The organism is Hahella ganghwensis DSM 17046, assembly GCF_000376785.1.
GTDB classification, from domain to species: domain Bacteria; phylum Pseudomonadota; class Gammaproteobacteria; order Pseudomonadales; family Oleiphilaceae; genus Hahella; species Hahella ganghwensis.
In genome coordinates this window covers 1-12580 of the sequence record NZ_AQXX01000050.1, presented here as the reverse complement: position 1 = coordinate 12580, position 12580 = coordinate 1, and the positions used below count along the sequence as shown (strand labels likewise).

The following is a 12580-nucleotide window of genomic DNA, read 5'->3' as shown; positions in this document are numbered from 1 at the left end:
GGGGAACTGCTGGGATAACGCGGTAGTGGAGAGCTTCTTCGGTAGCCTGAAGCAAGAACGGATTCAATGGCACCACTACCAGACTCGACGAGAAGCACAGCAAGATGTGTTGCATTACATCACGATGTTCTACAACAGCTTTCGGCTACATTCATATTTGGATTACCAAAGCCCGAATCAATATGAAACGGCCTGGAAAGAATTACGAGAAGTTGCTTAACTGGGTTGTCACAAATCAGTTGACCACGTCAATTCAGGCCCATTTGGGATTTAAATTGAGCCTGCTTTTCCAACTCGGCTTTAACCCACCATGCTGAAACAACAGGCACCATTTCCCAGAACATATACAAAGATACGACAATGAATGTAAGTCCCGAGCCAATGCGAAAGAGCGCGTGAGATATCGAAATCTCTCCCAATTGCAAGAACATCGCAATAATAAGAAGGAAGCCAAGAACAAGTAAAAACAATCCGAAAATGGCATTGAATACAAAACCTAGCTTTTCAAACCAAGTAATCTTGACCTTTAGAATAGAGTTCTTATATCTGATATGACTCAGTGCCTGTTTGAAATGCCGGAAATTCAGCTCACCATTTGTATTTCTGTGAGCTTCAATAAGAGCTTCACGAAGCTCTTTCTCAACACCCAGCCCTGTTGAGATTTTAAAATATTCTGTAGCTAACTGTTCCTCTAGGTGGCTTCTTGTCAGGCCTTGAACATTTGGGCACTCTAGTGCTTCCTTAATTTTGATAATTCGAGATTTTTTTCGCTCCTCAAGGTGCTCAAAAATCTTTTTTAGATTGAAGACAATGGCGAGCACAATGACCACCAAAGCGACCAACCAATTGCCGTTATTCAAACTGTCGACTAACTTGTTCAGAATAGCTTCCATTGCAACTTCCTTTCCCAACATACAACAATTACAGACTTAACCAACGAATAGACGCTCTGTCTACCAATATCGATATATCACACAGATCAAAGTGATGCTAAAGCAAAATATTAAATCCTCGGCACTTATTAATTCATGCCGAGGACTTAATAATCTCAACCACCACAAGAATACCTCTCAATATTCCCAATCCCCGCCTCCATCTTCTCCCGTGCAGAAGAGTTCGCTGAATGCACTCTAATTTTCGGTGGCTGAAAGTCATTGGTGATGACCTGCTCTTCAATCCAAAGTACAACGTCATAACCGGTCCCATGGTCATCGTCTCCCAGATCATGGTCCAGGCTGATTTCTTCGACTTTGCCTGTCTGCAAAAGCTCAATGGCCTCTTCAGGCCAGTACACTCGGGTCCAGCCTTCGGGAGTTTTTCTTTCGTCGTCTAGATAGACCTTCATAAGTGCCTTCTGTGGAATTTATTCAATATTTTGGGATCACAGCTGATTCGTGCCAGCAATAATGCATATTGTAATTCCTCGCTCGCAATAGCACATTAGTGTTTGCAGGAAACCTATGTCGTTAGAAAGGAACCTCTATGCCTCCTCTACCCAAAATTGCCATTTTTACTGGCGCAGGTATCAGTGCCGAAAGCGGTTTGAGAACCTTCCGTGACAGCGAGAATGGTCTCTGGAATGAACACCCTATCCATCTTGTTGCCTCCCTGCATGGCTGGCGCAAGGATCGACAGATGATCCTGGATTTTTACAACCTACGTCGTCGGGAGATGGCAGCGGCAGAGCCCAATGCTGCGCATCTGGCACTTGCTGCTTTGGAGGAGACGTTCGATGTTACGGTGATTACCCAAAATGTTGACGACCTCCATGAGCGGGCGGGATCAACCCAGGTGATTCATTTACACGGGGAGTTAACCAAAGCCCGAAGTTGCCTTGATCACCGACTCGTATATGACATTGGAAACAACGATATTCTGATGGGAGAGCGCTGTGAACGAGGCAGTCAATTGCGACCGCATATAGTGTGGTTTGGCGAGTCGATTTTGGGCTTTAGAGAAGCAAAAATAGCAGTACGGGAAGCAGACATTATTTTGGTTGTGGGAACCTCATTGGAAGTTTATCCGGCTGCCTCTTTGCCGGAATATGCCAAACGCGATGCTGAGAAACACATCGTGGCACTGGAGTTGGAACAACCCCCTTCTGGCTTTACCTGGCACCAGGAAGCGGCATCAATCTCAGTTCCTCAGCTAGTCCGGAAATGGTTGAACCAATAAGTACATTGGAAGGTAGACTTGTCTCAAAGCAGACAAATGTATGAAAGAAGGCACGATGAATATGATATCCCTCCATTGCACCAAGAAGTTGCTTAGCAAACTACCGCTGGATGAAAGTGGCGGGTTACCGGGTATGCAGCAAAATATTGAGGGGGGTTAACCACAATATCACTCCTAACCTGGATAGCTCTGCTATCGAGAACCCATTTAGCGGCTGGCACGCCAACCTGATCCTCCTGCAACGTCGTCAATGCGTGCTGTTCGTGCATGACGCCACCCGCTTTCCACTGTTTGTGCCAAGCCTGAAGAAAGCGGATTTCGCCAGACTGGATTGGCACTTTACCGATGTGTTCATGAATACCCTGCTCAAGGTGGGTGCCAGCGAACAGGCATTAGACAAGGCAGAACGCTTTCTGGCACCGTTAGTGTGCGACAGCGATTACAACCGATCCGTGCAAGGCACCATGAACCAGATGACGCAGGATCTGGAAACCCGACTCTGGTTTAACAGGAGTTCGGTGGCAGATCTGTTGCCTTACAGCACCAGCGCCTGGCTGGCGGAACGCCCCTGTAACGTCAAGGGAATGAAGGATTGCGTCTGGCCTACTAAGGCGATGTTGTCTTTGTTGGAAAAGGCTGAATAATCCAACCTCGAAATGCTCACACTCGAAAGGCCGGCGCCATGATGTTTTGCTCACCGCGACTGATGCCAATGGTCGCCGCCACAGATTTCCACTGTCTGACACTGGCTAGCACCTCCTCATTAATCTTTTCTGCCTGCGCTTTCTGTAGCTGAAAAAAGTCGATGACATCCATCGCCAGGTTGTAGTCTAGGCGGTTGTCATTATCAGAGATATTAAGATGCAGACCGTTGGCGGGAGTCACCGGGTTGATATCGTAGGCAGGTGACAGAATCCAGCCGCCGTCGTGATAAATAAAACCATGATTCCGCAAATGATCATCGGTATTGGAGACGGCAATATTGAACACAATGCGGCGCCACAGTTGCGCCAGATCCTGTTTGGTGTTGGCACCCTGGTCTGTCAAGAACTGTGCTAGTTCAAGATAGCTGGCCTCATAATCCCCATCGTAATATCCAAGTTGGGTCAGCGCGGAGGTGAAGTGACGTCGTCCGGCCACTGTCCGGTCAAAGCGCCGGGTCAGAAAAGTATGGTGATGGCTGTTGAACTTATCAATCCGACAAGGGGCCATCTGAACTCCGGCCTTTAACGCAAGCTGATAGGTCAGGTATTCCCAGGCGGCGATATCCACATCATCATGCTGGCTGGGAAATTTGGCGATCCATAAGTGATCTTCATCATCCACCACACTGGCTTTTGGGCGAGCCCCGCCAAGTGAGGAGCCGGGAGACATGAGCATGTAAAGCCACTTTACATATTCCGGATCATCACTATTACTGACTTCCACCTGCTGCGCCGCATATTCCAGTTCTTTGAGTGAGGACATGGGCGGCGCAGCCAGACGTTCATCGTTATCCAGAAATTCGCCATCCAACGCCGTTTTAAATCGTAACGCGCCCTGACGATAGAGGTCATGAACTCCCAGCAGGTAATCCACTTCCAGCAATACTCGGGATTGACGTTCTTCCTGGCGGGCCAGAATGGCCTCACGCCGCTTCATCAACAACCTTCCCCAGCGGTCGGGGCAGGAATCCAGAAATACTCGAAAGTTATTGGCATCAAGACTGTGTTGCTCACCGGTATAGAGGTGAAGATCCGGATCGATCTGCTGGGCATTGGGAGATGTCAGCCAGGCGGCATCATAACTGAAACTGAAATGCTCTTTGGTCCGGGTACTCGTTGATCTCAAGGTGCCGACCAAGGTAGGCGTATCAAGCCCCTCCCAATCCGCATAGACATAGACTTCCCTGTTCATGATGACCCGCCCATCAATTTAATATCCTGGAGTTTGCGCCCCAGCTCATCGTCACTGGCCACTTTTGCCAGATCTTCCACCAGTCCGAGCACACTGAGTACCGCAACATAGTGGCCAAGAGAAACCTTACCATCCCCTTGCTCGATTTTACGCACGGTTAAGCGACTCAACCCGGTCCGTTCAGAAACCAGTGACTGAGTGTAATGACGACGTTTTCGGGCGAGTTTAATGTTCTCACCAAGTTGCGTCAGAACCTTCTGGTTTTTGGGGAACACCACCGCGCTGCGTTTTGAATTGGATTGTGTATTGGGCTTTGAATCCATACTGGTCACTACAGTTATCATTTTTCACCAATATGGTAAGTGTAGTGATCAAAGAAAAAACACGCAATTTTTATTACTGACACCTATAGTTATCGTTTTCAATAGTTTTGATAAGTATAAGTGCCAGAATAGCCTGTAATTACTTTAGCAAAGAGCGCAAAAATCAGCTCCGCATGGATGAATAGCAAGTTGAGTTTGTGGAATCATTGGCATTCAAATGATGCAGTTGAGGGATACCATCATTTTGCCCTCCAAACTTCAACCCGTAATTTACGTTGGAAAAGTCACCTCTGGTTACCACCATCAACCTGACGAAGTTAACCCATTTTTTCATTGGCGAAGCGTTGAATGGCAACCCAATCCAGTACCTAGAACTAACTTCTCGCAGGACTTGCTGTATAGCTTCGGCGCCTTTTTAACGATTTGCCGCATCACACGCAACAATGCAGAAGCACGAATGGCTCTAATGGAGGCAAATGGTTGGACTTCCGAGACCCGAAAACAAGTCATAACCCAGCCGTCTGAAGCTGACGACGCAAATGACGAGCTGGCCGAATCAAATTTAGAGGATTTGGGACATTCACAGATCATTAAGTTGATTGAGGCAAAATTTAAAGGACATAACCTTACCCGATTGGTTAAAGCCATTTTAGAAGCGCAAGGCTATACCTGCTGGCAAAGCCCAGAAGGTGCCGATGGGGGTGTAGATATCCTTGCCGGAGATGGGCCAATGGGGTTTGGATCACAACGAATTTGCGTTGAGGTAAAGTCAGGCGCAGAACTAATTAACAGACCGACCTTCGACAAACTAATGGGCGCCATGACCAAATTCAACGCGCCCCAAGGTTTGTTCATTTCCTGGGGAGGCTATCGCCAGAATGTACAGAAAGAACTGGCATCCAGTTTTTTCCTGGTTCGTTTATGGACTCAACAAGACCTTCTGGAGCAATTGTTTCAGTACTACGACAAACTGGATGAAGAAATCAAAGCAGAACTCCCCCTCAAGCGTATTTGGACTATTGCGCATGTGGAATAGAAATTCCGAAGAGGGCTCAGAGGTTTGCTTAATGTCATGAGGAGAACAGCTAAGCATCCAGCTATAGAACATGACGATATTACTTCCTCGGCACTTACTAAAAACTGCCGAGGTTTTAATAATTTCAATTCACTTCAAAAAACACTCTGGCCAATACCTCTCCTTGTTCGGTCACGACTTCTGTACGCCACTTACCAAGCATATATGGGCTGACTTTCTTAATCGATGTTGCCCGCATCGGGGTGAGGAATGGCTTGATCTCCACGCGGGCGACTCGCTGATCGTTGTTGTACCAGTCGTGGTAGACAGTGGTGTCGATAAGATTCCTGAGTACGGTGAACAGGTGAACTTTGACGAGATCCCGGCCGTTCAGGTTAATAGAAGAGTCAATAGGGTCAACAGGCTCGTAGTTTTCCACGTTCCAGGCCAGTTGAATGCGACCAATGTGTTCTGACAGTATTTCGGTCTTTAAGCCAGTATTTTCGGTTTCCGCGATGGCCACGGTTTCAGGAGTAGGCTGATTTTTTACTCGCACGTCTTCCATTGGGACATTTTCATCTTCAGCAACGGCTTCCTCTATATTCTCGACTGGCGTCTGCGTTTCTTCTTTATCAAGGAGATCATCGTTGGCGTTAGTCTTCACAGGAGACTCTTTATCGAGCGTGAGCGACGTTTCAACTATCGGCAATGCCTCAGCGGTTTCTGCCGAGGCCATAGTATTCGGCAGTTCTATCTTTTTAGAAGAAGCTTCCATGGGGCGCGACACCTCGGTATTCAAACGAGGCTCCAAATCTATCAAGGTTCCAACGTCATCCTCGGCAGCAGTTGTTGATTCCTTCACAATGTCTGGTGAAGGAGATTCAACTGGAGTTTCAGTTTCTACGCTTTTAGTAATCGGAAGCGGATCAACTTGCTGGCTTCCGGCGGAAGGAGGCTGAACTTCCTCAAGAAAATTTGGTGGGGAAACAGGAGCTATTTTAGCCTCACGGTCTAAATATTTAGCGACCAAAAGACCCACTAACACAACGCCTAATAATGCGATTGCACCAATGATTATGATGCGATCCCAATGGTAGGCTGTTGCAGATTTAGTGGTGTTCCCTGATTGTGACCTAATGGCGTTCCGAGGCCCGGAAGATTGGTGTTGCGCAGGCATAGCGTTCCTTGAAAATAACCTGTAAATCGAAAATATAAACTTTTATGAGTCTATAACAACATCGTACTGATCCAGTTCGACTCTGGCATTGCACAGTCTAGCCCTAAACCTCAAAATTGACAGATCATTCAACGCTTTATTTTCCCCTACTTTTCCTCCCTCAAATGCATACCGCTCATAAACGCCAGGTTCACTGCCTATTGGCCAGGGAAGTGAAGCCTATGAAGACCATGGCAAATTAACTCTCTCCGGCAAACTCACTAGACAAGCTCAATAGCTCATCCAAACGACCTACTCGTTTCTCCCTATTGAGCAAAACGAGACATTAAATTACGATCCACACCTATTCAGCATGCTAGCCCAAGATAAAGGAGTACCCTGTGGCCATCTATATGAATTACAACCAACTGAACGTTAAGGGCAATGTGACCGCTGAGGGCTATAAAGACTGGGTTCGCTTGGATAGCTTTGAATTCAGCAATAGCCGCACTGTCACGATGGAAGCAGGTCACATGTCCAATCGTGAAGCCACCCGCCCTGCACTGAGCACAGTTTCCATCAGCAAGCTCATGGATGCCGCTTCCACAGGATTATTCAAAGAATCTTTGACCGGTGATTCAGGAGTAAAAGTTGTCATTGATGTCGTTCGTACTCACGCTGACAAGATTGAAAAATAGGTCAGTTACGAATTGGAAGACGTGATCATCAGCGATTACAAAATCAGTGCCGGTGCTGATTCTGCACCTTCTGAATCCCTCTCCCTGAGCTATTCCAAAATCACCATGAGCTACACCGCAGCTGATCGTGCCAACAAAGGCGGCTCACCTGAGCGTGTCGGCTACAATCTGGAAACTGGCAAGAAGCTCTAAGGTCTTTTCTGACGGAGTGTTTATCACTCCTGTATCAATTTTATGGAACGCGGACTAGCGTCCACACCTCATTGGCAGTGCAAGGAGATATTTGATGGCTATTTCAGGGAACCCCAATCCCGAGGAATATTACACTCCCCAGAATTTTGTCGAACTGGTTGACCCTCTTAATAAGACCACAGGGAAGAAGATTTATGTTTCCAAGAATCAATTGGAACGCTATAAGAATATCTTTAATGGCCGCGACAAAGACTTCAATTTTTCATATTTATACAAACAGATTACCAGTCTGAAGAATGTCGGCTTCATGAATAGTCTGCTGAGCCGAAAGTCTGTCCTAGCGAGAATGCTTCCTTTAGAAGGCGGACAACTGGTTTATGTTGTTTGGAAAGGTGAAGTATACATCGAGGAGATTAAGATCCAGGCTGACTATAAGGTTGAAAAAAATAAGCGTACTGTTGCCGCAGGCGTGTACAAGGCGACCCAGAGAGAAGAAAACAGATGGGCTGTTGGTGAATCCGCGTTTAGCGCACCATCTTTAAATGTGGTGAACACCAAAAACCTGGCGATAAATGGTCATTGTGAAGATATCAATGATGCAGCCACCTATATGCCCAAGTTTATTCGTCATGGATTCGGAGAATCAGCCTTGAATGGTGTTTATGCACTATTCTTTAATCCCTGCCAGGGGTTTGCCAACGGAGACTGGCAAGCTATTCGGGACAGTTCTGGTATCAGTTCTACTCAAGCTTCTAAAAAACTTGCAGAAGTTCTGGCAATAACGGCCAAGAAAAACATGGAAGTCAATCTGACGGTACATGAAAGCGGCCATGCACTTTTAAAAGAGGCTTTGAGGCAGGTCCATAAAAGCAGCATAACACTGGATCAGTTCACCGTGTTCTATGCTAACCCGACCCATAATATCGAATTAGTGGATGTCTGGCGCCGCCGCACTGGGATGAGGTTATCCCCCAAACCTCCGTTGATGAACTCCTACAGCCCACATCAGTTTTTGCTAACTGGCAATGCTATCAGCTATGCTCCTGTAGCCTATATGGCTAATAACAAGAATGCGGTTTCTACTGTGTACAATAGTACAAATTCCGTTCTTGGCGCTATAGGGTTGAAAGCTGTCGCAGGCTCCCTTGGGTTGGCAGGAGCCGCCAGTTGGGCATTTGCAGCTGCACCCTATTTGCTCGGCACTGGTAGAAGCGCCAACCAGGAAGTGATTGAGACTCCTGGTCAAGCCGTGGAACATGGGACCAAGCTGGTATGGAATTCCATGCATAAAATGATGGTAAAAGGGTAATTTTCATGTGGAGATTGGCTTCACGCAAACATCCCAGCGGCCCACGTCGCTGGGAGGATCACAAGATCCTATTATCTGGTACGGAAATATCCTACAGGGCACCAGAGAATAATCACGAACTAATTGATTCTCGAGCTCCGTTAGTTCTGAGAAAAGATATATATAACCCTGCGATATTTGAACGTTATTTCGAAAAGAATAAGCATGAGCCTATGGGTTGTGGCCTTGGGCTTAAGGACTGGGTATTCTTTGGTTTACCTATATTTGAAGGGCGTATAGGCGATCTAAAATTTCATCCGACTCTTGCCAAAATGCCTGAGTTCAGCAGCCTATTTCGTCCACTCCACATGGAATGTGCCATTGAAAGATACATATATACCTCACCACACTCTTCTCAAATATCCGGCTGGAGCCGACTGGGTTGGAAATCTTTAGAGCTAAATGGACACACTTGGATTACCTACGGATACAAGGGAGATCCAGGGTTCCATAACGCAGAAACAGTGAACGGCTCAGTGTGGCACTTGGCTCTTTCTGATGAAATTATGCTCATCATCGACTTTAGAGAAATCATCAGAATAAAAAACAGCCGACTTCACGAAACCTACCAAAAAATAATTAAGGACGTGATGTCGAGTTTTACTGTCAAACTATCAGAAGATGCGCGATCCCAAAGAGAAGCAGCACTATCGAAGTATTCTGATGAGAAGTTTTCCGAGCATCTGCCTCCTTATGAGTTTGAGCAGTATCCACTAGTAGATAGAGATGAGATATCTACCGCTGTAGGTGCCCGTTTCGACTATGATGAAAAAGCTCTTGAGCAGTGGAGTGCTGAAGTCGAAGCAGAACTCAAAAAGCAACAACAGGAAGCAGAAAAAGTCCGCCAACGCGTTTTAGATTCCCACCTGAGGTTTAAAGAACAAGAGAAGTAAAAGGGGGACAATTTTAACGATGTCCCCCTTTCGAACCATTGCCCTGAATTATTTACATAAAATACCAGAATCGGTCTTATCGGCTCTCATTCGCCCCACCACAAACGACCCCCCGTACTAGGGGTAATTGCGCAGTAGTGCCGCCTTTTTGTCCCAGCATACCGAATTCGACGCTTTGGCCTGGATAAATCTGCCGGTTCCAGTCAAGGTTGCTTGCCTCGTAGGGATTTTCTCCGCTCAGTGTGGCATTCCATTGATGGTTGATGCTACTTCCATCGGTATAGTTCCAGGAAACAGACCAGCCGTCGATGACCTCGCTACTGTTGTTCGTAATTCGAATGCCAGCCGTGAATCCTGTATTCCACTCGTTATAAAGAATGTATTCACAGGCGCCTGTGCTGGGAGAGCACCCCTCAACTTCCACTGTCTGGCGAACAATATCAACACCACCCTTTTGATCACTCACTGTGAGCGTTATTTCATATTGCCCGGATGAGCCATAGATATGAGAGACAATCTCACCGGTGCCAGAAATACCGTCACCAAAAGTCCATTGATAGGTGATTGGATCACCATCTGCATCAGTGGAGTCACTGGCATCAAGCATCACTTCCAAATCATTAATACTTACCGTAAAGCTTGCACTGGGTGGTTGATTAGGCTGTGGCGCTTCAGGGTTAGCGTAGTCATTCAAGAATGCCAGTAGCCAAACCAGGCCGCCGTTCCAGTTAATCGTGATTTCGTTAGTGGACCAGGATCCAATGTTGTCGATAAAACAGGTTTGAGGTTTTGACTCACAACCAGACAGAGCATTACGGGCAACATCATCTTCCAGTCCGGGATTTGGCCCGCCAGCCAGGGCTCCGGGTGGTGCCCACGGATAACTGCTGTTTAAAGCCCCTGCCCAGAATCGATGATGAGGCTGTTCAACAGTATCGGTGCCGTGACCAGTGATATAAGACAGAGACAAGGCATTTCTACCGAAAAGGTAATCGGTCGCTTTCACCACTGCTTCGGCATAGCTCTCATCACCGGTGAAGTCGTATGCCAGTGCCGGAAGCGCCAGTTTGTTCGCCACGATATTGTTGGAACCCCAGTAATATTCATCCGCAGCAAGAGGTAGCAGATAGTCTTGTTCATTCATCAATGTGACCAGTTCATCCGCTAACTGTATGATGATGTCACGGGCCTGGGACTGTATCTCAGAGCTGTGTGATGCAGGCACCATCGCCAGTGACATCAGGCCGGGCAACCGAGTTTTCGGCCATGCCCAGTCAGCTGTCAGAGGCTCATCAAGGTTGATATGCTCCCGATACTGGGGGTCTCCCGTTGTCAGAAATAATTCTGAAGCTGCCCAACTGAACTCATCGCTGACATCACCATCTCCGTACCCTCCACCACCGTTGTTATAGGCTTCGTTGTATATTACGTTGGGATTGGATCGTGCTGCCACCCAGGCACTCTTCGCCGCGCTCAGGCAACGCTCTGCGAAGGCTGGATCGATATTTTTCCATATACGCGCACTTTGCGCTGCGGTCGCCGCCAGGTTCAGGGTCGCGGCAGTGGTCGGAGGCACAAGATAACGCTCTCGCGGATCTTCATGCGGCGCTAAAGGCAAACCGGTCCAGCCATTATCATGCATCTTGTGATGGGCCATTCCGGCCAGAGCCTGACCTTCAGGGACCTGCATTGCCAGCAGAAACGCCATTTCCCAACGAGCTTCATCAAGCAGATCAGGTACGCCGTTGCCACTTTCAGGGATATTCAGAGATCCATCTTCAAATGTGGAGGCATTACGACCAAAATAACGATTTCTCTCATAGGCGTTAAGGATCTTCCAGACTGAAATACCGCCGTTCACCACATATTTTCCATGATCTCCAGCATCGTACCAACCTTTACTCACATCCAGAGAATAATCGCAGGTACCAGACCAACAGGCGACTTGATAATCTCCTTGATTGGGCGCCACACCGATGTGCCCGGCGGGTCTGGCCAGTTGACTGTCAGGATTGTAGCTCCCTCTTCCACCACCAGTATGGACCGTTTCGATACTGACACCACTTCGGTTATGGTAAAAATACCGGATAGCATCGTAGAGAGGGGTGGTATAGATGCCGTCATCGATTCTGAAAGGATAACTGTTCTGGTCACCTACCTTGAGCGTATATGACAGCCCCTCAACACGAACATTAGTAAAATTGATATGCTGAACGATATCACCAGAAGCAGGATCAATGCCTTTTGGTTCGGACATTCCGGAAGCCACCAACGTGCCCCCCAACCATAACTCCCAAGCTTGCAGCGTGTGGTTTTCTGATACAAAGGTGGCAACCTTGGGTGCTTCAGTAAGATATCCGATTTGATTGATTCGAGGGTTTCCCTCCTTGGACATCGCGTTTGTTGAAACTAGCGCAGTATTTATTCCCAAGGCAAGTGCACTAACCACAAAGCAGGTATTACGCATGTTTGTCTCCTGAAAAGTACGGGAAATGAAGAGCGAGTGTGGGAATCTGATCAACTCATCCGCCTTCCCAGGAGGTCAATAGACAGATCCCAACCAAATATCTGAGTCACGTCAATCTTCAGCACAAACAACTAGGGAGGCTCTGAATAACTCCCCAAATCAGTCATAATACGGCCAACTTCACTCATCAGGAATACTATCCATGGATCAGATGACTTTCTCCGAAGCTGAATACCAGAATAAGAAGCGTAAGACCCGCCGGGAAATCTTTCTGGAGCGAATGGATAAGCTGATCCCATGGAAACGCATGGAAAAGAAGATCGCCCGCTATTACCCCAAGGGCGAGAACGGCCGCCCTCCGTATCCGTTATCCACCATGCTTCGTGTCCACTGCATGCAGCTATTTTATAACCTCAG

Annotated in this window: 13 protein-coding genes and 1 pseudogene; 8 read left to right on the top strand and 6 right to left on the bottom strand. The window is 47.3% G+C overall.

The features are described 5' to 3' along the window. Positions 1 to 220 (top strand): IS3 family transposase (locus F566_RS36085; RefSeq protein ID WP_020405208.1); only part of this gene is annotated, 220 nt, incomplete at its 5' end. Between the two features lie 28 nt (positions 221 to 248). Here F566_RS36085 and F566_RS0101490 read toward each other — a convergent pair. Further along, positions 249 to 893: a hypothetical protein gene (locus tag F566_RS0101490; protein WP_020405207.1), complete on the bottom strand. Its 645-nt coding sequence runs from the start codon at positions 891 to 893 to the stop codon at positions 249 to 251. A 155-nt stretch (positions 894 to 1048) separates the two neighbouring features. Then, complete coding sequence (locus F566_RS0101485; RefSeq protein ID WP_020405206.1) at positions 1049 to 1345, bottom strand: cyclic-phosphate processing receiver domain-containing protein; 297 nt, start codon at positions 1343 to 1345, stop codon at positions 1049 to 1051. A gap of 137 nt (positions 1346 to 1482) precedes the next feature. Between F566_RS0101485 and F566_RS0101480 the strand changes: the two genes are divergently transcribed. Together F566_RS0101480 and F566_RS0101475 are read left to right on the top strand one after the other, a co-directional pair. Next, positions 1483 to 2175, top strand: coding sequence for a Sir2 family NAD-dependent protein deacetylase (locus tag F566_RS0101480; RefSeq protein WP_020405205.1), 693 nt, complete (start codon positions 1483 to 1485; stop codon positions 2173 to 2175). A gap of 110 nt (positions 2176 to 2285) precedes the next feature. Continuing rightward, positions 2286 to 2819 carry a DUF6933 domain-containing protein gene (locus F566_RS0101475; RefSeq protein ID WP_020405204.1) on the top strand — a complete coding sequence of 178 codons (534 nt, stop codon included), beginning with the start codon at positions 2286 to 2288 and terminating at the stop codon, positions 2817 to 2819. A gap of 16 nt (positions 2820 to 2835) precedes the next feature. Here F566_RS0101475 and F566_RS0101470 read toward each other — a convergent pair whose 3' ends face one another. Further along, positions 2836 to 4071 carry a type II toxin-antitoxin system HipA family toxin gene (locus F566_RS0101470; RefSeq protein WP_020405203.1) on the bottom strand — a complete coding sequence of 412 codons (1236 nt, stop codon included), beginning with the start codon at positions 4069 to 4071 and terminating at the stop codon, positions 2836 to 2838. After that, complete coding sequence (locus F566_RS0101465; protein ID WP_020405202.1) at positions 4068 to 4415, bottom strand: helix-turn-helix domain-containing protein; 348 nt, start codon at positions 4413 to 4415, stop codon at positions 4068 to 4070. The genes F566_RS0101470 and F566_RS0101465 overlap by 4 nt, the downstream gene beginning before the upstream one ends. 196 nt (positions 4416 to 4611) lie before the next feature. Between F566_RS0101465 and F566_RS31565 the strand changes: the two genes are divergently transcribed. Next, the gene (locus F566_RS31565) at positions 4612 to 5430 is read left to right on the top strand and encodes a restriction endonuclease (protein WP_083920978.1); all 819 of its coding nucleotides are present in this window, start codon (positions 4612 to 4614) and stop codon (positions 5428 to 5430) included. 124 nt (positions 5431 to 5554) lie between these two features. Here the strand turns inward: F566_RS31565 and F566_RS0101455 are convergent, their stop codons facing one another. Beyond that, positions 5555 to 6586 carry a DUF2914 domain-containing protein gene (locus tag F566_RS0101455; protein ID WP_020405199.1) on the bottom strand — a complete coding sequence of 344 codons (1032 nt, stop codon included), beginning with the start codon at positions 6584 to 6586 and terminating at the stop codon, positions 5555 to 5557. 380 nt (positions 6587 to 6966) lie between these two features. Between F566_RS0101455 and F566_RS34715 the strand changes: the two are divergent. The 3 genes and pseudogenes from F566_RS34715 to F566_RS0101440 all read left to right on the top strand — a co-directional run bounded on the left by F566_RS34715 (position 6967) and on the right by F566_RS0101440 (position 9696). Then, positions 6967 to 7455, top strand: a pseudogene (locus F566_RS34715) (Hcp family type VI secretion system effector). Between the two features lie 94 nt (positions 7456 to 7549). Then, entirely contained in the window at positions 7550 to 8764 is a 1215-nt protein-coding gene (locus tag F566_RS0101445; protein ID WP_020405196.1) for a hypothetical protein, read from the top strand. 5 nt (positions 8765 to 8769) lie between these two features. After that, entirely contained in the window at positions 8770 to 9696 is a 927-nt protein-coding gene (locus F566_RS0101440) for a protein kinase family protein (RefSeq protein WP_020405195.1), read from the top strand. A gap of 76 nt (positions 9697 to 9772) precedes the next feature. On the opposite strand, the gene F566_RS0101435 is transcribed toward F566_RS0101440, so the two are convergent. After that, complete coding sequence (locus tag F566_RS0101435) at positions 9773 to 12163, bottom strand: glycoside hydrolase family 9 protein (protein WP_020405194.1); 2391 nt, start codon at positions 12161 to 12163, stop codon at positions 9773 to 9775. Positions 12164 to 12365: 202 nt separating this feature from the next. Between F566_RS0101435 and F566_RS0101430 the strand changes: the two genes are divergently transcribed. Next, positions 12366 to 12580, top strand: a 215-nt coding sequence (locus tag F566_RS0101430) for an IS5/IS1182 family transposase (protein ID WP_020405098.1), incomplete at its 3' end; no start/stop codon positions are given.